At 38.7% G+C, this 23,057-nt stretch carries 21 protein-coding genes, 1 tRNA gene and 1 other RNA gene; 11 read left to right on the forward strand and 12 right to left on the reverse strand.

Features of this window, described 5'->3' with window-relative positions:
- Position 1: 1 nt before the first annotated feature.
- Entirely contained in the window at positions 2-1,663 is a 1,662-nt protein-coding gene (locus AC504W_RS11485; RefSeq protein ID WP_494877813.1) for a CocE/NonD family hydrolase, read from the reverse strand.
- Between the two features lie 221 nt (positions 1,664-1,884).
- Between AC504W_RS11485 and AC504W_RS11490 the strand changes: the two genes are divergently transcribed.
- Positions 1,885-2,166, forward strand: coding sequence for a hypothetical protein (locus tag AC504W_RS11490; protein ID WP_494877814.1), 282 nt, complete (start codon positions 1,885-1,887; stop codon positions 2,164-2,166).
- A 141-nt stretch (positions 2,167-2,307) separates the two neighbouring features.
- On the opposite strand, the gene plsY is transcribed toward AC504W_RS11490, so the two are convergent.
- The 3 genes from plsY to pdxA all read right to left on the reverse strand — a co-directional run bounded on the left by plsY (position 2,308) and on the right by pdxA (position 4,516).
- A complete protein-coding gene (gene plsY / locus AC504W_RS11495; protein WP_494877815.1) occupies positions 2,308-2,997 on the reverse strand; it encodes a glycerol-3-phosphate 1-O-acyltransferase PlsY in 690 nt (229 codons plus the stop codon).
- A gap of 295 nt (positions 2,998-3,292) precedes the next feature.
- Positions 3,293-3,366: transfer RNA gene (locus AC504W_RS11500), tRNA-Val, on the reverse strand.
- A 64-nt stretch (positions 3,367-3,430) separates the two neighbouring features.
- A complete protein-coding gene (gene pdxA / locus AC504W_RS11505) occupies positions 3,431-4,516 on the reverse strand; it encodes a 4-hydroxythreonine-4-phosphate dehydrogenase PdxA (protein ID WP_494877816.1) in 1,086 nt (361 codons plus the stop codon).
- A gap of 294 nt (positions 4,517-4,810) precedes the next feature.
- On the opposite strand from pdxA, the gene petM reads away from it, so the two are divergent.
- From petM to nblR, 4 genes are all read left to right on the forward strand, one after another.
- The gene (gene petM, locus AC504W_RS11510; RefSeq protein WP_494877817.1) at positions 4,811-4,915 is read left to right on the forward strand and encodes a cytochrome b6-f complex subunit PetM; all 105 of its coding nucleotides are present in this window, start codon (positions 4,811-4,813) and stop codon (positions 4,913-4,915) included.
- A 163-nt stretch (positions 4,916-5,078) separates the two neighbouring features.
- Complete coding sequence (locus AC504W_RS11515) at positions 5,079-6,068, forward strand: SDR family oxidoreductase (protein ID WP_494877818.1); 990 nt, start codon at positions 5,079-5,081, stop codon at positions 6,066-6,068.
- Positions 6,069-6,210: 142 nt separating this feature from the next.
- Positions 6,211-7,128 carry an NAD(+) kinase gene (locus AC504W_RS11520; protein WP_494877819.1) on the forward strand — a complete coding sequence of 306 codons (918 nt, stop codon included), beginning with the start codon at positions 6,211-6,213 and terminating at the stop codon, positions 7,126-7,128.
- Positions 7,129-7,291: 163 nt separating this feature from the next.
- Positions 7,292-7,978, forward strand: a complete 687-nt coding sequence (gene nblR / locus AC504W_RS11525; protein ID WP_096576316.1) for a response regulator transcription factor NblR — start codon at positions 7,292-7,294, stop codon at positions 7,976-7,978.
- A gap of 15 nt (positions 7,979-7,993) precedes the next feature.
- Here nblR and AC504W_RS11530 read toward each other — a convergent pair whose 3' ends face one another.
- Both AC504W_RS11530 and AC504W_RS11535 read right to left on the reverse strand, forming a co-directional pair.
- The gene (locus AC504W_RS11530; protein ID WP_096576318.1) at positions 7,994-8,278 is read right to left on the reverse strand and encodes a DUF5132 domain-containing protein; all 285 of its coding nucleotides are present in this window, start codon (positions 8,276-8,278) and stop codon (positions 7,994-7,996) included.
- A gap of 135 nt (positions 8,279-8,413) precedes the next feature.
- Positions 8,414-8,863: a protein tyrosine phosphatase family protein gene (locus AC504W_RS11535; protein WP_494877820.1), complete on the reverse strand. Its 450-nt coding sequence runs from the start codon at positions 8,861-8,863 to the stop codon at positions 8,414-8,416.
- A 500-nt stretch (positions 8,864-9,363) separates the two neighbouring features.
- Between AC504W_RS11535 and cpdA the strand changes: the two genes are divergently transcribed.
- Positions 9,364-10,161, forward strand: a complete 798-nt coding sequence (gene cpdA, locus AC504W_RS11540; RefSeq protein ID WP_494877821.1) for a 3',5'-cyclic-AMP phosphodiesterase — start codon at positions 9,364-9,366, stop codon at positions 10,159-10,161.
- Positions 10,162-10,210: 49 nt separating this feature from the next.
- Here the strand turns inward: cpdA and AC504W_RS11545 are convergent, their stop codons facing one another.
- From AC504W_RS11545 to AC504W_RS11555, 3 genes are all read right to left on the reverse strand, one after another.
- Positions 10,211-10,801 (reverse strand): chromophore lyase CpcT/CpeT, encoded by a 591-nt coding sequence (locus AC504W_RS11545; RefSeq protein ID WP_494877822.1) that lies wholly within the window; start codon positions 10,799-10,801, stop codon positions 10,211-10,213.
- A 190-nt stretch (positions 10,802-10,991) separates the two neighbouring features.
- Positions 10,992-12,797, reverse strand: coding sequence for a CHAT domain-containing protein (locus AC504W_RS11550; RefSeq protein ID WP_494877823.1), 1,806 nt, complete (start codon positions 12,795-12,797; stop codon positions 10,992-10,994).
- A 547-nt stretch (positions 12,798-13,344) separates the two neighbouring features.
- Positions 13,345-14,487, reverse strand: a complete 1,143-nt coding sequence (locus AC504W_RS11555; RefSeq protein ID WP_494877824.1) for an IS4 family transposase — start codon at positions 14,485-14,487, stop codon at positions 13,345-13,347.
- 311 nt (positions 14,488-14,798) lie between these two features.
- On the opposite strand from AC504W_RS11555, the gene AC504W_RS11560 reads away from it, so the two are divergent.
- On the forward strand, positions 14,799-16,034 hold the full coding sequence (locus tag AC504W_RS11560; protein ID WP_494877825.1) for a tetratricopeptide repeat protein: 1,236 nt from the start codon (positions 14,799-14,801) through the stop codon (positions 16,032-16,034).
- 173 nt (positions 16,035-16,207) lie between these two features.
- On the opposite strand, the gene AC504W_RS11565 is transcribed toward AC504W_RS11560, so the two are convergent.
- Entirely contained in the window at positions 16,208-16,531 is a 324-nt protein-coding gene (locus tag AC504W_RS11565) for a slr1957 family protein (protein WP_187308075.1), read from the reverse strand.
- Between the two features lie 689 nt (positions 16,532-17,220).
- Here AC504W_RS11565 and AC504W_RS11570 point away from each other — a divergent pair.
- The 4 genes from AC504W_RS11570 (at position 17,221) to AC504W_RS11585 (ending at position 20,700) form a co-directional block, all read left to right on the forward strand.
- Positions 17,221-17,790 carry a pentapeptide repeat-containing protein gene (locus AC504W_RS11570; protein WP_494877826.1) on the forward strand — a complete coding sequence of 190 codons (570 nt, stop codon included), beginning with the start codon at positions 17,221-17,223 and terminating at the stop codon, positions 17,788-17,790.
- Entirely contained in the window at positions 17,787-18,926 is a 1,140-nt protein-coding gene (locus tag AC504W_RS11575) for a 5-(carboxyamino)imidazole ribonucleotide synthase (RefSeq protein ID WP_494877827.1), read from the forward strand. Before AC504W_RS11570 ends, AC504W_RS11575 begins: the two co-directional genes overlap by 4 nt.
- 60 nt (positions 18,927-18,986) lie before the next feature.
- Positions 18,987-19,169: non-coding RNA, 6S RNA (gene ssrS, locus AC504W_RS11580), on the forward strand.
- Positions 19,170-19,437: 268 nt separating this feature from the next.
- Positions 19,438-20,700, forward strand: coding sequence for a sensor histidine kinase (locus AC504W_RS11585; RefSeq protein WP_494877828.1), 1,263 nt, complete (start codon positions 19,438-19,440; stop codon positions 20,698-20,700).
- Positions 20,701-20,726: 26 nt separating this feature from the next.
- On the opposite strand, the gene AC504W_RS11590 is transcribed toward AC504W_RS11585, so the two are convergent.
- On the reverse strand, positions 20,727-21,848 hold the full coding sequence (locus tag AC504W_RS11590) for an ABC transporter permease (protein ID WP_494877829.1): 1,122 nt from the start codon (positions 21,846-21,848) through the stop codon (positions 20,727-20,729).
- A gap of 57 nt (positions 21,849-21,905) precedes the next feature.
- Positions 21,906-23,012 (reverse strand): ABC transporter permease, encoded by a 1,107-nt coding sequence (locus AC504W_RS11595; protein ID WP_494877830.1) that lies wholly within the window; start codon positions 23,010-23,012, stop codon positions 21,906-21,908.
- Positions 23,013-23,057: the final 45 nt, after the last annotated feature.

Consider the following 23,057-nt stretch of genomic DNA (forward strand, 5'->3'; position numbering starts at 1 on the left):
TTTAAATTATTGGGAGTAAAATTTGAGAATTGCGATCGCCACCACAATTTACTGTCAGTGTGATAACCTGAGCATTGCGTAAATCATCACTATTTAGCACTGCGCCATTACCAGAATTCATGGCGTAGGCAGGAAAACATGCCGCACTTAAACTCAAACGCAAGGCGTTACCTTTGGCAATGCGTACACAAGTTGTTTGCAGTTGAATCTTCATCGGGACAGCAGTTGTTGGTGGACAATGTATATACCCTTGAGTCAAATTATATACTTTGCCATCAGGCTGCACTTGTGATAACACCGCAGATAAATCATAACTAGGTTGATCGGCACTGCAATCAATTTCTACTACTACATCTCCTAATAAATGCAAGTCTTCTGTAAGGGGTTGAGTAGTATAAATTAACACATCTGAACGGCAATCAATATGCGATCGCTCAAATACACCCGCTGGTAATCCAGCATGACCGCCTAAAGATGGCGCTGGTCGCCAAGGGTCGTGGACTAAAACGTCCTGAGTGCTGGGTGCTGGGTGCTGAGGAGCCAGCCGCGTGGGCGGGTTTTCCGACTTGAGCGGACTGGCGTTGCTGAGTATTCCTGAGTCTTCGCGGATGCTGGCGAGTCCTGTAGTTGACAGAAAATAAGATTGTTGGTTAGCTGTACTGAAACTGGGGAAAGTCCGCCAAATATTACTTCCCATTTCAAACAGGCAAATTGACGACTCCTGCAATAAGCCTGTATCTATATCTTTCAAAAACTGGTCAAACCAGCGAATTTGCATTCTATCTACCGGACTAGCCGCTTTCACCCCAAAGTCTACTTCACCAACTTTCCGACCCCAAGGTAAATGCGCCCAAGGCCCGACTAATAAATGTTGGGCTGTGATGCTCCGCGCTGCCATATCTTTGTATAAATTCAACGTGCCACGCAGGTACGTATCAAACCATCCCCCAATATGAAACATTGGCAAATCAACAGCTTGCAAGTGGCTCTTGGGAGAAAGTTCTTCCCAATAAGTATCTGGTTGGGGATGCGCTGCCCATTCATGATAAAACGACTCAGGGGCAAGTTGTTGCAGAATTTCGGGATTATTTACAGGCAAATTACGTGCCGCAGTCAACAAAGCTTGATAAGCTGGTTGATCATTGCATAGACGTGCCGTTTCTGTAGCTAATTGAATCGCCCAAGCAAAATTAGTTTGCAGACAGAATGCGCCGCCTTCATAAGCCCAATCTGTATACAAATCATAACCAATCATCGCCGGACAAATTGTTTTTAAAGCGCTGGGTTGAGCAGCAGCAGCGTAGAGTTGGGTCATTCCCTGATAGGAAAAACCATACATCCCGACTTTGCCATTACTCCCAGGTAAATGTGCTGCCCAATAAATGCTATCTTCACCATCAGCAATTTCATGAGCAAATAACTTAAATTCTCCAGCGGAAGTACCTCGTCCACGGACATCTTGAATCACGACAATATAACCGTGGGCAGCATACCAACTGGGATGAGCATAAACAACAGTAGAGGCGATCGCTCTCCCATAAGGTTGTCGCATTAATAATACCGGAAAATTCTCTGCTGCATCAGGGCGATAGATATCTGCATCTAGTCTCACACCATCGCGGGTATACATAGATGCAGTTTGTTTAGGCAGGACTTTGTACATATATAACCACAGATGAGCAAGCTAAAATAACGCAGATTATGAGATGTACCTATTGGGGGAATTATATCTGAATCTATGATATGACTTACCGAGCTAATTTCAGCAATTAGATGTATGTTCGATATTTTATTGAATGTTTTAATGTAACTAAGGTGCTGGTAATAAATTCCAGCCTGAAACTTGTGCAAGTTAATTATTGTTAGGTGAATAGAAATTATCCTATGGAAAATACAGAAAGTACATTATTTGATAAAATCTTCCGTGATAGTAATGGCAATATTGTAATTGCCCAACCGCCAAACCCACCGCTGATTCTTTGGGTAGTAGCAAGTTTACTAACTTTAGTTTTTCAGAGTGGCACAATCAATGTAGTGTTGCAGATACTAGCCAATGGTGCTTTATTTACTTGGGCATGGCTAGAATTATTTCAAGGCGTTAATTATTTTCGTAGAGCATTAGGTCTAATTGTACTGATTGGGTTGATTGCATTCCAAATTCAGTAGTTATTCGCTCAAACAGCATTCAGTAATCTGTAGGGTGGGCATTCACTAATATATTTTAGGTTTGCCCACCTACATATAGTACAAAAATTAAATCAAACTACTATAGTAAATAGCTACAAGTTGAGATATCGAAATCAAAAATTAAACAGTCTGTTCTGTTTTTTCGACTTCTGTAACTACTTTCTGACCAATTTTTGATTCAGTACCAGCTAAAAGGCGCTCTATATTACTGCGGTGGCGGATAATTACATAAAATCCCCCTACAATCCCAAACAAAATATAGGGTAATGGTTGGTGAAAAATAGCCATGAAAATCGCAACAGCGATCGCACCAGTAATCGAACTCAACGATACAATTCTGGAAATAGCCACAACAACGGCAAATACTCCCAAAGTTGCTAAACCAACTTGCCAACTCATCGCCAATAATATTCCTAAACTGGTAGCCACAGATTTACCACCTGTAAAGCCGAGAAAAATTGATTTACTGTGTCCTAAAATGGTAGCTAACCCAACTAAAGTTACCATCCAGGGTTGCCATAATTTCAAATCTAAATTTGCAGGGATAAATTCTGAAGTCGCAGCATAGTTAAATAAAGCATAAACTAGGGCGATCGCTAATACTCCTTTCAAGCAATCAATCCCTAAAACGAAAGCTCCCGGAACTTTACCCAAGGTTCTTAGTACATTAGTCGCGCCAGTTGAGCCTGAACCCACTTCTCGAATATCAATACCTTTTAACTGTTTAACAGCAATATAGCCAGTGGGAAAAGAACCCAGCAAGTAAGCTACTACCAAAATAGCTCCACACAAACTTAACCAAATAGCCATAAACAATCCAAACAAGTCAAGAGTTCGTAGTCAATAGTGTAAGGGTTTTTGAGTGTTGACTATTAGATTTAGAGACAATTCATTCTCTTCACTAAATATCCCTTAAGATAATTAGATAGGGGTAAATAAGTTGCAGCTTGAAACATTAACGGGCAATTTTCAGCCACTTTCTAGATTTATAAGAGTAAACTTAGTTAACTTCTTTCTCTACAGGTGGAAAATTGGAACCATAAGCTTGCCATCGCGGCAAAGTTATGCTTTAAATCATGTGACAAATAATTAGTCACTGTACAAATGGACGTAACTGGATTCGAACCAGTGACCTCTACGATGTCAACGTAGCGCTCTAACCAACTGAGCTATACGTCCTTAACCACACAATTGTCTATATTAGCCTATATTTATCCGGCTAGTCAAGACTGAGGATATTTTTTTAGAAATCATCTTGTTTTCTAGCCGTAGCTAACTCAGCGGCTAATTGTAGTGCGGCTTTCATACTGGTAGAGTCAGCAATTCCTTTACCTGCAATATCAAATGCTGTACCGTGGTCGGGTGAAGTCCGCACAAATGGCAAACCAATAGAAGTATTAACAGCCCGATCAAAGGCCATAAGTTTCACAGGTATCAAGCCTTGGTCGTGGTAAAGTGCCAAGTAAGCATCGGCTGGATTATCTATAGCAGAGTTGCCATACCAAGCTTGACCTGGTTTCACCCACATTGTATCAGGAGGAATTGGCCCCTCTAAGTGCAGATGAGGGCGTTTTTGCTGTTCTTGGTTTATCCAGGGAATGAGCCAATCGAGTTCTTCTGTTCCTAATTGTCCTTGTTCGCCACTGTGGGGATTTAAGCCGGCGATCGCAATTCGCGGTTTGCTGATGCCAAAATCGTGCTGTAAGCACTCTACTAACAAATCTAGTTTTTTGGTTAATAACTGGGGTGTCAGCGCGTCTGCTACTTGACGCAGGGGAATATGTGTCGTTGCTAACAAGGTGCGGAGTGTCCAACCGGTGTAAGGCGATCGCGCTACAAATAACATCCCAAATCGTTCTACACCAGATTTTTCTGCCAAAAGTTCTGTTTGTCCGGGATAATTATATCCTGCGGCTTTCCAGGCAGATTTAGCGATGGGCGCTGTGACTATACCATCAAATTCACCTGCTAATGTTTGGGCGATCGCATATTCCATATAAGCAAAACTCGCCGCACCACTCCCTGCATTACCAACACCTGTGACAATCTCATCAAAATTTTGATTTAATTGCACATCCACAACTTTTAAGCTATTAGGATTCGCTAACGCTACTAAATTACCTGATAAATTTAACTCGTCATAAGTCTGCACCAGCCAGTCTCGATTTCCTACGACTGTGACATCACAATTTTGACTAACTTCTGGATCTGCCAAAGCTTTTAAAATTACTTCTGTACCAATTCCTGCGGGATCTCCCAAAGTCAGTGCTAACCGCGGACGACTTTCTTTGTGTGGTTTTACTATTAAGTTTTGCTCACTGTGATACATAGGACTACTTTATCTGGATTTGGTACAAACTTCGCTTGATTCCTCAGCCCTAGGGATTAACCATCAAACTAGTTTAGAATTATTTACACAGGTTTAATTCAATAGTAGCTGTTGAGCAACTTCAGTCTATCTGGGGTAATTGGTAAAAGTAAAACTTCCACCTCTGAATTACCAGAATGACAAAAATTAGATTTGAGCCAGCAAGTCTAATGGCAACAGACAGCCCAAAAGATATGCAATCTCAAGGTTAGGCTTTAGAATTATTACAAACCTTCACAAAGGAGAAACATAATAATGGGTGGCGAAATTTTTAACGCAGCTTTTTTGGCTTTTGGTTTAATCTTCGTCGGTTGGGCTTTAGGCACTTTATTGCTAAAAATTCAGGGTGCTGAAGAATAATCCTTCTGGAGTCTGACAAAATAGCGTGTCCGGACAACGGACAACGCTGTTTCCATAATTCTCTAGTATTAAATAACTTCTAAGAAAAGTGTAAACTTTTGTTTACAGAGATAATTCTGTTAAGATTCTTTTCATAAAACTTTAAGATTTAATACAAACCCTCATGACATTACTAATAGTCGGTGCCACTGGCACCTTAGGAAGACAAGTGGCTCGTCGTGCGATCGATGAGGGGTATAAAGTACGTTGTCTGGTTCGGAGTAGTAAAAAAGCGGCATTTCTCAAAGAGTGGGGTGCAGAACTTGTCCTAGGAGATTTGTGTTATCCCGAAACTCTTCCAGGCGCATTAGAAGGAGTCACTACAATTATTGACGCGGCAACATCCCGTGCCACTGATTCTTTAACTATCAAACAGGTAGACTGGGAAGGCCAAGTAGCATTAATGCAAGCGGCAAAAGCTGCGGGTGTAGAGCGTTTTGTCTTCTTTTCGATAATTGATGCCGATAAATACCCAGAAGTACCGCTGATGGAAATTAAGCGATGTACAGAAATATTTTTAGCTGAGTCTGGATTAAATTACACAATCTTACGTTTAGCTGGCTTCATGCAAGGGTTAATCGGTCAATATGGCATTCCGATTTTAGAAGGACAACCAGTTTGGGTAACTGGTGAGTCATCCCCCATCGCCTACATGGATACTCAAGATATTGCTAAATTTGCTGTGCGGGCTTTGAGTGTGCCAGAAACACAAAAACAAGCTTTCCCAATAGTGGGAACTCGTGCTTGGAGTGCAGAAGAAATTATTAGCTTGTGTGAGCGCTTGTCGGGGAAAGATGCCAAAGTCACCCGGATGCCCTTAAACTTATTGCGTGCTGTGCGCGGTTTTGTCCGCTTCTTTCAGTGGGGATGGAATGTGGCAGACAGACTGGCGTTTACAGAAGTTTTGGCTAGTGGTAAGCCATTAAATGCCCAAATGGATGAGGTATACAAAGTTTTTGGCTTAGACCAAAGAGAAACAGCTACTCTTGAAAGTTACTTACAAGAGTATTTCAGTAGAATTATGAAAAAGCTCAAAGAGCTAAATTACGAAAAAACCAAGACCAAAAAGGAAAAAAACAAACGTTCTCCGTTTAAGAAGGTCAATAGTCAATAGTCAATGGTCAAGGGTCAAGGGTCAATAGTGCTGAGTAATGTATACACTTTACTCCTGCCTTCTTTTTGACTTTTGCTCACAGACTCAAAATATGTAAGGATTACATAGTACAAAGCATCGCTAAAAGTTTGGATATTTGAATGTGCCGAAAGCAGGCATTATCTACAATGATTTAAAACCGATAGCCAGCCGTGTCGCTATCGAATTAGAAGAAAAACTCACCGCTGCTGGTTGGGATGTATGTGTCACAAGTAGCATCGGTGGAATATTGGGCTACGCTAATCCAGATAGTCCTATATGCCACACTCCCATTGACGGTTTGACACCCCCAGGTTTTGACTCAGACATGAAGTTTGCTGTTGTACTTGGGGGAGATGGGACTGTTTTAGCTGCATCTCGTCAGGTTGCGCCTCTTGGTATTCCTCTATTGACGGTGAATACCGGTCACATGGGGTTTTTGACGGAAGCCTATCTCAATCAACTGCCTCAAGCTCTTGAACAAGCAATGGCAGGTGAGTATGAAATCGAAGAGCGGGCAATGCTGACTGTGAAGGTATTGCGCGGGGAGTCGGTACTATGGGAAGCCTTGTGCTTAAACGAAATGGTGCTACATCGGGAACCATTGACCTGTATGTGCCATTTTGAAATTGCTATTGGTCGGCACGCGCCAGTAGATATTGCCGCTGATGGCATAATTGTTTCTACACCTACTGGTTCTACGGCTTATTCACTCAGTGCAGGCGGCCCGGTAGTCACTCCTGGTATCTCAGCTTTACAGTTAGTGCCGATTTGCCCTCACTCTTTAGCTTCTAGAGCGTTGGTGTTCCCAGATACAGAGACGGTAAATATTTATCCGGTAAATATTCCGCGTTTGGTGATGGTGGTAGATGGTAATGGCGGATGTTATGTGTTCTCGGAAGATCGGGTATATTTAGAGCGATCGCAATATAGTGTCCGATTTATTCGTTTACAACCACCAGAATTTTTCCGCATCTTGCGCGAAAAACTCGGATGGGGTCTTCCGCATATAGCCAAACCCACTTCTGTGGAGTTACCGTAATGGTCAAACGTCAATAGTCAAAATTGTTTCTTTGTTTTTTCCCGAATTGCTAGTTTATAAATAGAATTGGAAAACAAAGTTATAGCAAAGTGCTGAATAAAAAGAGAGATTGATTTTTGACTCTTGACTGTTGACCATTGACCATTGACTTTTGACTTAATTTATGACAGTTGCTCACAGTCCCTGTGTTTTGGTGATTGAAACTGATGAAAGCCTTGCAACTCAGCTATCTTCTGATTTGCAAGAAGCTGGTTATGATGCGATTTTGGCTCATGATGCAGCCAGTGGTTTGCAATACAGTCGTGATTGTCAACCTGCTTTAATTGTTCTAGACCGGATGCTGGCAGGAGAATCTGGACTTTCGTTATGTAAAAATATTAGAAGTTCAGGAATGCGTTCTCCTGTACTGGTCTTGATGGCTAGAGATACCGTGGATGACCGTGTAGCTTGTCTAGAAGCGGGAGCCGATGATTATATTCTTAAACCTTACCGCCCAGAAGAATTTTTAAAGCTAATTCGCCTTTATTTAAAACCTGATATTGATACAACAGAGCAGTTACGCTTTGGAGATTTAGTTTTAGATATCTCAACCCGCCGCGCTATCCATAATGGACGGGTAATTGATTTGACAATGAAAGAATTTGAGTTATTAAAGTTTTTAATGGAACATCCCCGTGAGGTATTAACCCGTGAACAAATATTAGAAAATGTTTGGGGTTATGATTTTATGGGTGAGTCAAATGTGATTGAGGTGTATATTCGTTATTTACGCCTCAAAATTGAAGATGAGGGGCAAAAACGCCTGATTCAAACAGTGCGGGGTGTGGGATATGTTTTGCGAGAGTCTTAGTATGGGATTGATTTTTTAACGCAAAGGTGTTTCTCTGGGTTCGGCTGATTTCATCCGTTCCTCACCAATTTCGGCCTTAGCTTCGGCAATGATATCTTCCCAGGTTTCGCTAACTTCTGCGATCGCTTCTTTGCTTTTTTCGTAGAACAAGATTCCTTTTTTGACAACTGCTTTGGCTACTGGTCTACCAACACCAGCTACTACTGGCAACAATACAGGCACAAGCACAACTCCGACAATACCTGTAATTCCTAGTCCTTCGGCTAAATCTCCAAGGTCTGGTAAAAGTTTTACTGACATATTATGTTCACCTCCCTGGTTTTACCTCAGTTTATTTTAATTCTTTTTCGTTAGTACTTAGGCAAACAAGCTTCAGACTGCAAAGTAATGTAACGTGTATTTGATGACAGTTGAGGTTATTTGGTTAAAGTTGAACTAAACGTTCTCGGCTTGATCTGCAATATATTTATCGAGTAAAAATTGCTTGAGGTGTGGTTGTTCCAAATTAATCCCAAGTTCACTAGATCTTTGAATGATTTGTTCATAAGTTAAACCTTCATTCACAGCAGTGGCTATTAAGGCGATACCACCTGCTCTTGCTCCCGCCGCACAATGAATCAAAATTGGTTTAGGTAAGTTGTCAATCTTTTCAATGGCTAACTCTGTTAGTTCTTGATTTGCTTGTGAAGGTTTTAATGGGATGTTGGCGTATTCTAGTCCTGCTTCTTCTGCTTGTTGTTGCTCATCATTTAAAAAACCTGCTTCGTCAGGGGAACGTAGATTTAACACCGACTTAAAACCTTCTTGTGCTAACTGCTGTAATTCTTCAGGAGTTACTTGTCCCCCAGTACTCAGATTTTCACTCACTTTTTTGCTGTTACTCATATTAGCCCGGTATATTCATGGGTTTAACGTAGTATAAGAATGAATATGTAAAAAAGCTAGGGTAATTACACAAAATATTCAACCTATTTTACTCAGACCTGATAGAGCAGGTTACAGGTTACAGAGTTAAAAGTCTTTTGCTTCATTTACTGATGTCCTCACAACCTTAGTTATTGCTATAAAAGGTTGATTTTCATCGGTAACTAGCTATATTTACCTTGAGCAAGTCAACTACAAAAAATAAAATTTCTATCTTAAGATAGATGCAAAAAAATTTTGTTTAAAATTGCATTTTTATAAACAGCTTTAAGTATAAAAATTACTTAAAGTATGGCAACATATTTTTGAGTTAAAGCTGACAGCTTCAGGGGTAAGTTGCCACACTAATTATAGGGCAGGCATTTAATATCAAGCTAGTTTTGCTACTTGAATTAAATTTCAAGATTCTGCCAGAAACAAACATCAGGGTACAAAGATAAGCATAGTGTGAGCAGTGAAGGATGAATCAAGTATCTACCGTATCGATCGCTCAGATAACAGATATACATCTGTTTGCCTCAGAAAGCCATCAACTACTGGGAATGCCTACCATTGAGTCATTTAAGGTAGTGCTGGAGCGATTAAAGGAGTTAAAATCGGAAATTGATTTACTATTATTAACCGGAGATTTATCTGGGGATGGTACTTCTGATTCTTATGAACATCTGCAAAGTTTAATTCATCAGTTACAAATACCTACTTACTGGCTACCAGGAAATCATGACTGTGCGATCGCTATGAATGAAATTCTGAATGTAGGAATGATTTCCCGGCGCAAGTCTTTCCAACGCGGTAATTGGAATTTTATCTTACTGAATTCGGCTGTACCTGGATGTGTACATGGTCATCTGACAACTAATACTCTAAGTTGGCTGGACTCGGAATTAGCAAAACTAGGTAATAACCCAACATTGATAGCGTTTCATCATCCACCTTTTTTAGTGAATTCTGCATGGCTTGATAGCAGTGGCCTGAAAAATCCCGAAGAATTATTTGCAGTGATTGATCGCTACCCACAAGTTAAATTAGTTTTATTCGGTCATATTCATCAACAATTCCAACGCCAACGCCACAACGTCGGGTATTTAGGAACTCCCTCAACTTGTATTCAGTTTCGTTCTCATAGTTCCACTTTTGCTATTGATGAAAAATCTCCAGGATTTAGGCTGCTGAAACTATACCCCAGTGGTAGTTGGGAAACATCGATAGAACGAGTTCCCTATTTTCATCCACTGGAGTTAGCAGCAACGGGATACTAAATAAGTCAAAAGTTAAAAGTCAAATCCCTATTTACTCGGCTTTCAGCACTCATAACTTAACTTCATCGGCAAAACTCGCCCACCGGACAAAGTAAAATGGCCCGGCGACGGAACCCCAGATATGTTCGTCGGTTTCTGGGTCGCGTCCTCTGTCAAGGCTGATAAATTTCTCGCCGTCGATTTCAAATTCGCTATCTAAGTAAGTTCTTTGACCTTTACGAAACACAATACAGCCTTTCCCAGGTTCTACAGTACCTTTAAAGCTATTACCAGTCCATTCGACAATCATGTTACAGCCTGGTAATTTTTCTAAGTCATCGGCTGTGAGGGTTTTGAGGACTTCTAAGTTACGGGATGCACCGTAAAATTTTTCTTCTTGTTTAACAGTGTAGTTTTCAATTTGAATGCGATCGCCTGCATTTACCAACTTTAACACCCGCAAGCGATAGGGGTCATTCAGGGTATAGTCATAAGCTTGTTCTACAAAAAAACTTACCCCTGATAACAAGTCCAAAGGTAAGGGACGCATACACACGCGGATATGTGCATAAAATGGCGGGTTTTCAAAAGCCTGCGCTTGGTTGCTAAAATCAGCTGCCATCCACCGCGCTAGGGTAGTAATATCTGTAGAGCTTGTCATTTATAGATTATCTTTCGTTGTTTAAAAATCTCTTTGAGTATTTTAATGAAGTATGAAGTCTGAAGTCTAAAGTATGAAATTTTGTGAAGCAGAACTCAGATTGAATTCTACGCGAATGGGTGATAGTGCTTGAATTAGGAGTTCTTAACAGTTTTAGTACAAAATTTTTATTTACAGCACCAAGTTTAATCTAACCGCGGGTAATGTATAGATTTCTGATGTTCACTTCCAGTCCATATTGCTCAAGAACACTCTCTCTTGCCCACTGGTTGATGTATCGCTTCATAGTAGAAAATAGTTTCATGTCTATATATCGAAAAAGTTGATTATCCACAATCGTCAACTTTGCAATGACACTCTTTTCAATAGACCTTCTAACATCATCTATACCAAATATTTTATTTTCTATAGTGCGAATTCTCAGATTAATTTCTTCAAGTTTATCTCTACTACCTTCAATGTCTCCTGCACTAATTTCCTTAGAATATGCTTTTTTTAATGCCTCAAGTTCTTGCAGTAATTCTTGCTGCGATTCTCGCATAGATTGGAATGCAGATTGGAATATATACCAACTCTCTTTTTGAATACCTAAAATATTGAAATCCCCCTGGAACTTAACAGGTTCTCCACCTGTTAGGGAAGGTACTTCACATTTAAAAGAACATACTATTCCCATTAGTCTCTGCAAATAATTAATAATATCTGTTTGTTCGGGAATAGGAACTACACTAAGTACTTTTGCACCAAATCGTTCTTCTAATGCTTGTTGAATCTTATTTTTCAATTCCTTCTCAACAGAAATTTCTACCAGATTTCCTTTTTCATCTTTTTGAGGCTCATAGAAACGCATATAAAATCTTTCTGGGTCAATAGTACGTAAAATTTCTGTGGTAGTACTATTGATTGTTTCCTTCATTAAGTCTTTTAGTTCATAAATCGTCTGATTTAGGTAGTTTTCTATTTTATCGAACTTTTCAAACTTAACATTTATAGCAGTACTAAGTGCTATCTTTAGCCTAGCATCATTAGTAGAAAACACTTGTTTTTCAGCTTTAATTTCTAACTTCTCTTTGATTGAATCATGCTCCAGTTTAGGAAGAGAAACAATATGTTGGACTTGATAACCAATATACTCTGCTTCAGCTTGCATTTCTCGCTTTATTTTTTGAGATTCTGCTTGAAAATCAAGTAATATATCTACATATTTTTTATCAAGTAGTATAGGTTTAATAATTCTTTCTAGTTTATTTTCCACCCATGCTTGTAAGTTAGGAGATTGTACAGATATATATCTTCTAACATCTTGAGGAAGCATTTGGAGCGTATTTTCAACAGATACCAAGCCTGCGTATTTCTGAACTTTACAATCAATCTTACACTGAATTTCTACAAGCTCTTTAGGAACTGGAGATGAAGAAATTGTTTTACTGTTGAGATACAAAACTGGTGTTAGGTGTTCTGTAATCCCTGCATTTCTTATCACGTTACGTCCCAACTTATATGCAAACTCAAATGAACGACCTGCTCCTAGTGCATCATAAAAACCAACTGCAAACTCAATCGCTGCACTATCCCCAATTTTTTTGCTCATACCAACTACATAATTGATGTGTCGGGCTATTTCCTCTGCCTGCAACTTTGAATAGCAAGCATTGAGAACAACACACTCAACTTGATCTGCAAATAGCTCAAACAATCCAGCTAAAGCTTGAGCATCAACTAATTTGACTTGCCCAGTCTCATCTTCAAAAACTAAACCCTCTTCCCCTGCTCCGTGTCCGCAAAAGTGGATTATGCGAGGTTCGTAGTCGAGGATAGCTCGATGTATATCTCGATAGCGTACTGCCTCTGCGGTATCGATGGAATACTGGTCGCGTTGTTTTGACCGTCTTAAACCCTCCCTAATTTCGCGCTTCTCCTCATCTATACGAAGCCTACTTGTACCTAGGGGGTTTGCCGACAATATCAAAATTTTTTGAAGTTGAGTGTCTTGCATTGCTATTTAGCCTTCGTCAAAATCTTGAGTTTTGTTACTATCTTCTCGTCAGAATTTGATGACACTCATCTCTCAAATTACGAGCTAACGATTGTTTCATACAGAAGCAATGTTTACATAGATTTTAAAAAAAATACTAACACAACTACGTACTTAAGTATGTAAAGATATACTTTGATAAATATGATAAAGATTTATCATATTTTCATGAAAAATATATTAAGTAGCTAGACAAAATACATTTTATAGTGGAGAAAGTGAATAAGGAATAAAAAGGAATGTAGCGATTGTTATTATGTTAAAAAACAGCTCAATAATTATGTGTACGTAATTACTTGAATAAGTAATAAACAAGTTAAACGAAATTACAACAAATGTTAATTATATTTTTTAAATACAAAAAGGTGATATCGTCAGCATCTACTTAACTCTGGAAAGACAAGACCTAAAATTACACTTTTCTCAGCATATTCTTTGATATCTTCACAAATGTTGAGAAAGATCCAGGTGATGGATAGGTATCTGAGTTCAAGGGGCGACAAGCTCCCTAAAGTGCTTGCTGTATAAGCTCCATAGCCCTTAAACCTCGCTGATAATATGCTTGCTTATTGCGAATGGAAGTGACCAGTTCCTCGACCCATGCTTGACACCCTTGCCAAGCAACTATCCAATTAAAACCATACAAACCTATCCAAAAATTGCTGTGCCTTTTTTCAGCTTTACTTTGCTCTTGAGAACGACAGACATAAGATTGTTGTCGCTGTAATTTAATTTTTTGACCTTGTAACCAAGCACTCGTCATTGCTAAAGCAATTAAGAATATTAAACGTACAAGTCTATCAGGGTTGGCTTGGGAACTTTCTAAATTATACCCGCCTGTTTTACAATCTTTGAACATCGCCTCAATCCCAAAACGTTGAGCATATATTTTGATGGCAGTGTTTAAATCAGGTAAATTAGTTAATAAATACCAAGCTTCCTTATCTTGCTTTCCCCGATACTTCCTTTTCCAATAAACAGCTAAATTGAACCAACCAAAACCTTGTTTTTGAGTAACTTTAACATCGGTATAAAAGGAGCGAATACCAGGATAAATCTCAATGCTACTTAAAGGCTGAAACTTCTGTCTTTTTTTCCGAAAAGTAGTATCTTTTTTTTGACGGAATACAAAACTCAGGTTCTGCTTGTGGAGCCATTGTGCCAGTTCTACACTGTGAAATTCTCTATCCCCAATAATTACTAGTTTGTATTTTTTTAATAAGCGAATTACTGGGCGTAATACTTTTTGCTGTTCTTCTAGGTTACTGCAACCATCTTTCCCTAACAAACACCAATATATTGGCCAAGCTCTTTTTTGATAAATCACGCTCACCATCAACACATTATTTTCTTTCCACTGTGTTCTATCCATCGCAATGGTTAATTGTGACCCTATTTTAAAATGTTGGTTAATTATGGCTTCAATGATGGGAAACCACAATAAGACTACACTCAAAGTATTCGATGTTAAAAACCTTTGTATATGCCGTCTACGACTGTTTTGTTGTATTGGTAGAGGTAAGGTTGCTGCCAGTCTTTCTATCTTCACCTGTTTCTGATTTTGTAATAACCACACCAACATCTTTAGGGTGAATAACTGTGCTTTATTTAGGTATTTTTCTAAGAAGTTTTGGTAGAATGATGCCAGCATTTTGATGACGGTCTTGATCAAATTACGAGACCGTTTTTTTTTACCATTAAACTGTACCCTACAGGTAGCTGCTTAATAACTGTACAGTTCATTCTCAATAAGTACCCAATTTTTTCAAGGGGTCTGTGTCTCCAAAACCATTATCTGGCATGGTTTAGAGGCGATTGTCGCCCCCTGAAGTATCTGAGATTGGAGAGAGGTTCATCTGTGTGTAGTATTTAACAAATATCCTCGCGTCTGGAGAATTTTGATAAAAATGTCGTCATTATTGAGCTGGTACAACAAGGTAAAAGTAAAAAGGTAAAGTGTTTATGCTCAGGCCCTTATGTGCGATCGCAATTTTTTCTATATTATTAAATAACTCTTTCACACTGGCTGCACCTAAAGACCCTAACCAAGCAGATAAATTTCCCCCCAGTCCCTTAGAAATTACTACACCTGATCCTCTGGTGCGAAGTTCTGCGAATAAAGAACCGTTAACTCTGGTAGAACAAATACAGTTAAACACTGCATTGAATGAATTAAATCAACAAGCAGCAGCGACATTGCAAGCTGGAGATAAGGTAACGGCGTGGGAAATTTGGAACCGGGAAATCCGTTTGCGGCGTTATTTAGGTACAATACCCGAAATTCAAGCATTATCTAGGGTAGGTGCGATCGCGTGGAATCAAAATGACCGTCAAGAGTTATTTTATATAAATCAGCGATTGCAAGTAATTCAAAAACAGGCTTTATTACCAAAAACCATTGCTCAACAAGGCGTAAATGTAGAATTATTGCAGGCTTTAGGTGAAGCTTATCAAAATGTGCGATCGCCTAAAAATGCTTTAGAAGTTTACAATCAAATTTTGACAGCGGTACGCCAGCAACAAGATAAAACCGCAGAGTTATCAACCCTGCAAACAATTGCCGAATTAAACTTAGCTTGGTTTGATTATCCCCAAGCCGCCGCCACATATCAAGAATTATTTAATATAGCTACCGCTGGAGGCGATCGCACCAGTGAGCTAACATATCTAAAACAGTTAGCTTATATTTACCAGCAAGGCAAACAACCGCAACAGGCTATCGATACATTAAATAAGTTAGCTTTACTGTATACTGACCCGGAAAATATTCTCAAAATACCACAATTAAAATTAGCGATCGCTGCTAATTACGAATCTTTAGCCACACAAAACCCTAACCTCATTCAAGAAGCTTTTAATAACTATCAACAAGCTTATACAACTGCTTGGGAATCACAACAATTTGTTATAGCTGCGGAAGCTTTACAAAAATTAATTGCCCTCTATCGTTCCCAAGGACAAATCGACGCAGCATTACAAACCAGTCAAATTCTCATCGAAACCCAAGCAAAAACTTCTAACTCTTATGGCTTAATGCAAGCTTATGATCAAATTGGGCAAATTTACCTACAACAAAAAGACTATCCTCAAGCACTCTCAGCCTTTCAACAAGGCTTACAACTAGCTCAACAACTTAAACATGAGGAATCTTACTTTGCCCAACAAATTGAAAAAATCTCCAAAGAATCTGGTCAATAATCATTTGTCAACTTTTATTACCATTGACCCCTTCGGGGTGACGCTCCTAACATCGCTAACGCCAGTCGCTCATGGGGAAAACGCCCTACAGCCCTTGGGGCATCCTACGGCGGGCGTTAGCCTCTCCCTTTGGGAGAAGACCGCGCTGGCTCACTATTGACCTTTGATTCCGATTAAACATCTTCTAATTCTAATTGAGCTACTGTAACAGCATTAAAGGCAAAGGCCACTACCAAAGGCATTGGACATCTAAGTATAAAGGTGCTTGCGACAGCTACAACCGTACCAATTACCGCTGACATTGACCAAATTCTTTCTTCAAAGGTGAGTCCTTTTTCTGCTTTAATTCCTCTCAACACATGAGATGGAATTGGTTCTGGCATTACTCCGCCTGGAGGAAATGCCCAATAATTATTCCGGCGTTCAACAAATAATTCTGTCCAGCCGTTTTCTTGGCACCAAGTCTCAATCCATTCCAGAGAATAATGTTTCATCATTTGTGTAATGCTGCTTACGAATTTTGTGTAGTTGCTGAATATAAACTGATAGGTTTCTAACTAACAAGTGGCACTAGAAATACTCCGACTGTTAGAGAAGGCTAAAAAGCCTATTTTGTAACCTCTTAAACTTTCACCTTCCTCCTATCTTTTTATACTTGCCAAGCAACTATTATGAAACTCAAGTTAATTCTCCTCTTGTGCAGGTAGCCAAGCATTCCAGACAGATAATCAATATGCTCAAGCAACGCTGACTAATCACCTTAATAAGAAGACTAACAGGGGATAATTGAGGTTAACAGCAAAAGTTAATAAACTTTACTTAGAAAATCCATCATAAAGAAATGTAAATAACTCTATTTATAGATGAATAAAGTTGAATAAGAATAAGGCTTTCTCAACAATAAAGTGTGGGTTTCCGAATCTACCACTAGTTTATCTACCACTCATCCTGATATCCTGACTTCTGAATTCTATTTAATAAGAATATTTATATCGCAAAATCCAATTTATAAAATCAAGAATTGTAAATATAAAAGTGAGCAGATGCTGTAGTGAATATTAGTAGTTTCTAGATACTCACTCGCAACGAAGCTGGATATCTTATGTCTCATGAATAATTTAGCGATCGCCTGACTTAAGTTACAAAATGTTAAGCTAAGGTAATCTACAATACTTAAAAAAACAATATGTTTTGGCTAACAGGATTAACATTACTTTTAGGAATTTTCTTATTTTGTCTGATTCGCCTGAGCAAAAATCACTACACAGTAATAACTATTCTTACCCTCTTGCTCCTGCCTGCTGCCTTCTGCCTCCTGCCTCTTAACGCCCTTGCAGTAGACTGGACTCATCCCTTGTCATTTAGTAATGCAGAGTTAGCGAGACGAGATTTTTCGGGACAAATGTTGCAAGCTGCGGAATTTTCTAACGCGAATATGGAGATGGCTAACTTTACAGGTGCCGACTTGCGTGGAGCCGTCATGAGTGCTTCAGTAATGACTAAAGCCAATCTTCACCATGCCGATTTAACTAATGCGATGGTCGATCAGGTAAACTTAACAGGGGCTGATTTAAGCGATGCCGTTTTGAAAGAAGCCTTGTTACTTCGCGCCCTGTTTACAGATGTAAATATTCAAGGTGCAGACTTCACTGATGCAGTTTTGGATAAAGCGCAAATCAAAGAACTGTGCAGTAAAGCTAGTGGAGTAAATTCCAAAACTGGCGTAGAAACTCGTGAATCTTTAGGATGTCGATGAAGCGTGTTGGTGTAATTGGTGGTGGGCAACTAGCCTGGATGATGGGAGATGCAGCGCAAAAACTAGGAGTAGAATTAATTGTACAGACTCCTAGTAAATTTGATCCGGCTGTAGCTATTGCCCAAGATACAGTTTTTGCGGCAATTGATGATGCAAAAGCCACAGAAATTTTAGCTCAAAAAAGTGATGTCATCACCTTTGAAAATGAATTTGTTGACCTCGATGCTTTATCTTTATTAGCTAATCAAGGTGTTTGCTTCCGTCCGAGGTTAGAAGCGTTATCGCCGTTATTAGATAAATATCATCAGCGTTGTTATTTGCGAGATTTAGACTTACCTGTTCCGCAATTTTTTGTTGCAGATGATATAGAGAATTTAACCTCTCAGCTAGAAGCTTTAACTTTTCCTGTTGTTTTAAAATCTCGTCGTCATGGTTACGACGGACAAGGCACATTTATTATTCAAGATTTAGCAAGTTTACAGCAAAAGTTAGCTCAAACAGCAAATCAATCACAGTTCTTAATTGAAGAATTTGTGCCATTTGAACGGGAATTAGCGGTAATTGCCGCCCGTTCGGTAAATGGTGAAGTTGTCATCTATCCAGTGGTAGAAACTCAACAAGAACAACAAGTGTGTCGGCGCGTGATAGCACCTGCGGATATTACACTTAATCAAATAGAACAAAGTCAAGCGATCGCCCATACCTTATTAAATAGCCTAGAAGTTGTTGGAGTGTTTGGCATAGAACTATTTCTCACCAAAAATGGTAAAGTTCTAGTCAACGAAATAGCCCCCCGCACCCATAATTCGGGACATTTCTCTATTGATGCTTGCGAAACTTCTCAATTTGAACAACACCTCAGAGCCGTGTGTGGTTTGCCTTTAGGTAATCCAACTTTACACTGTCGCATGGCTATTATGGTGAACCTGTTGGGATATGAAAATTCCGCGAGTGGCTATCAAAGCCAGCGTCAACAATTAGCCGCCATTCCCCACGCAACCGTTCATTGGTACAACAAAACCGAATCTCGTCCTGGGCGAAAATTGGGACACGTTACAGTTTTGCTAGATGAGCATAACCCAGCAACTGCAAATCATCTAGCCCACACCCTAGAATCTATCTGGTATCCCAGTTAAATTGGTCAGAAAATCTTTATATTGAACACACAAGTTGTTTGAGAAAGCTATAATGAGTTAGTTGCACTGCGACGTTGGTGACTGCCATCAAGTTTTTTGATCTATGTCTTTAAAGAAAAGGGAACCAACAGTTATCGTGGCAGTAGACCGGGCATGTACCCGGAAACTTTAAACGAGCAACAGCGGTACCCACCTGGTTAAACCAGGTCATAAACTTAGGTAAAACGGCGTTGCGGTGAACTTAAAATTTTTTAGCTCCCAAATTTTAACTAAATTTGGGAGCTTTAGTTATTGCCATCAGTATGAAAAATTTTCCAGAAACAGTTTCTTTCTTTGCCTACTCCTCATATTTCTTAAAAGTTTAAAAATTGATTATTGAGCTACTCAAAACTAGTATTAGCATTCACTTATACAGCTAGATAGCAAAACTAACCTTTATGTAATACTTACTTTATAATTAGGTAATATTTGAACCTAATTATGATAATAAAAATAGAATAGGAGTCTTTAAATGGAAGAATTTTTCAATTCTTTTCTATCAGAAAATTTTATTCCGCATGGTCATTGTTACTTGTGGCAGCCAGAGTTAGTATGGCTACATATTCTGTCAGATTCTATAATTGCTTTCTCTTATTATTCAATTCCCCTGATGTTGGTGTATTTTGTCCGTAAAAGAGAAGATATACCATTTAAAAATATTTTTATTTTATTCGGTGCTTTTATTATTTCTTGTGGCACAACTCATTTAATCGAAATTTGGACACTTTGGCATCCTTACTATTGGTTATCTGGAAGTATAAAAGCACTGACAGCGATTATTTCTTTTTACACTGCATTAACATTAATACCTTTAGTTCCACAAGCACTGGCTTTACCAAGTCCAGCCCAAATGGAAGCAGCAAATCAGGCGTTACAAATTGAAATTACAGAACGTAAATTAGTAGAAAATGAGTTACGCCAATACAAAGAACGTTTAGAAGAACTGGTAGAACAACGGACTGCTGAACTAGCCACAGCAAATAAACAACTACAAATGGAGATTGTGCAACGCCAAAATTCTCAAGAAAGAATGAGTAAATTATTACAAGATTTAAAAAATACTAATCAAGAATTGAATGACTTTGCTTATATAGTTTCCCACGATTTAAAAGCTCCATTAAGAGGAATTGGTTTATTATCTGAATGGTTATTAAATGACTATGCAGATAAATTTGATGAAGAAGGTAAAGGCTTAGTTAATAGACTTATTAACAGGGTGAATAAGTTACAAAATTTGATTGATGGCATTTTAGAATATTCAAGAGTTGGCAGAATTAGAGAAGACAAAATCCAAATTGATTTAAATGAGTTGGTGAGAGATGTAATTGAAACTATTGCACTAAACAAGAATGTTCAAATCGAAATAACTAAGACTTTACCTATAATTTATGGGGAAAAGGTTAAACTTGAACAAGTATTTCAGAATTTACTAAGTAACGCCATCAAGTTTATAGATAAACCTCAAGGACAAATTCTAGTTAGTTGCACAGAGGAAGATGATTATTGGCAAATTAGTGTGACTGATAATGGAATTGGTATAGAAGAAAAATATTTTACAAAAATATTCCAGATTTTTCAAAAATTATCTACTACAGACGATTCAGAAAGTACGGGAATCGGTTTATCTATCGTCAAAAAAATTGTTGAAATGTATGGTGGTAGTATTTGGTTAGAATCAACAGTTAATCAAGGTAGTACATTCTTTTTTACTGTTAAAAAAACGTTGCAAATTTAACCAATGCAAGAAGTTGAGAAATATATTTAGCTTAATTGACTGCGGAATTTGTTAATACTAATAGTTAATAAAACAACCGCAAAAGCAACTAATGCCAGAACATTAATCCATAATACATCTAAACCAACTCCCTTGAGTAAAATGCCTCTGACAATGGCGATGTAATGACGTAGGGGGTTGAGTAGAGACAAAACTTGAAAAAAAGGTGGCATGGCTTCGATTGGTGCGATCGCACCAGAAGTCTGTACCATTGGTAAATTAATAAAAAAAGATGTAAGTACAACTTGTTGTTGCGAACGACAAACAGTCGCCAACATAATTCCTAAACTAATCCCGACAAACACATACATACTCGACAAGCCAAAAAACAGGAAAAAATTTCCCCGAAATGGGACATGAAATACTACTGTGGCTAATGTTAAAGCAAGTAGAACATCGCCGAGTAATAACACAGCTAAAGGCACAATTTTCGACAATAAAATTTGCCAGTTCGCCGCCGGAGTCATCAATAATTGTTCTAATGTTCCCGTATCTTTTTCGCGCACAACTGTGATTGCAGAAACTAATGTGCCAATTAATGTGAGAACTAAACCCATAACTCCCGGTACAAAAAACCAGCTACTAATTAATCCGGGGTTGTAAAGAAAGACAACTTCTGGGGAAATTGGGGGACTAACTTGCGCTTGAGTTAAATGCAAGTTATATTGCTGAATAATTTGATTCATATAATTACCCGTAATTCCGGCTGTATTGGCATTTACGGCATCAATAAATACCTGAATTTCTGCTGATTTTTGTGCGAGTTTTCGAGGAAAATCCGGGGGAATGATCACGCCGACATCTAGCTTACCTTCTTCTACTTGCCGACTTAAATCTTTTTCACTACTTGGTACAGATTCAAGTGTAAAAATTCGATTGGATGTCATGGCTGAAACTAATTCACGACTGGCGCTGACGTTGGCATAGTCAATAACACCTAAGCGTAAATTATGTACGTCAGGATTGAGGATAAATCCATATAGCAATAGTTGGACTGTGGGTGGGACAATTAGTAAAACGATTAATTGCTTGTTACGTAAGATTTGATTGATTTCTTTTCTGACTAATGCCCAAAATGGACTGTCGAATAGTTGACGAATAAGTTTCATTTTAACAAACCGCAAAGTACGCTAAGGACGCAAAGAGAAGAAGCAGTTTTTTTCAGATTAATTAGGTAATTGCATTCGGCTTAAGACTCGGCGCGATACGTTAAAGAAGAATAAACCCAAGATTGTCAACATGACTAAATCAAACCAAACTCCGGCAAATCCTGTACCACGGACAAAGGCATCACGAGTAATATCAATGTAATAACGCGCTGGAACTACGTTAGGCGCTAATGAAAGAGGGAAGGGAATGTTATTGAGGGGATAAATAAAACCTGATAATAATAATGATGTGATAAAACCCACGAGAGAAACGCCTTGAACAGCAGCATTTTGGTTACTACTGCGTACTCCTAAAAGTAAGCCGAATAGTACACTATCCATCAAGAATAGTAGAGTTCCAATTAATAAAGTTATAGGGTTGCCTACTATACCAACTTGGAAAATTATTGAGCCTAATATCATCACTATTAAGGTTTCAATTATGGCAATTAATAAGTAGGCTAATCCTTTACCAAGTAAGAGTTCGGTGGCGCTAATATTGGAAGCATAGACTTGAATAATTGTACCTTTTTCTTTTTCTCTGACCATTGCGATCGCAGCCAACAATGACGGAAAAATCCACAGCACAACACCATATACGCCCGGCACAATATAAAGTGATTCTAATCTGCCGGGATTAAACCACAAACGCATTCTGGCTGTAATACTATTAGTCGGTGGTAACAATCCATGCTCCTGCATGAAAAAGTTTGTAACTCTTTGAATACTATTTCTAATTACTCGCGCGTTGTTAACATCAGTCGCATCAATTAAAACTTGTAATGTTGTACTTTTACCTGCTTGAATATCACGGCTAAATTCAGGGGGAATAATTACGGCAGCTTTAGCAATTCCTTTATCTATAGCATCTCGTGTAGGGTTGCCACCTGACCATTGTTTAGGGGTAAATTGATTAGTGGCGTATAATCTTTCAATGTAGCTATTGCTGAGGTTTGTGTGATTAAAATCTTGCACAATTAAAGGGATATCTTTACTTTCTAATCGGATAGCAAAACCAAAAATAATTAGGGTGATAAATGGTAAGATAAAGGCTAAGGCTAAAGTGAGGTGATCGCGGCGGAATTGGGCTATTTCTTTAATACATTGAGCGATGATTCTTTTCATTTTTTTAACGCAAAGGTGTGGGGAGGTAAACACAAAGGGGCGCGG

It is taken from the genome of Nostoc sp. C96 (genome assembly GCF_059384975.1).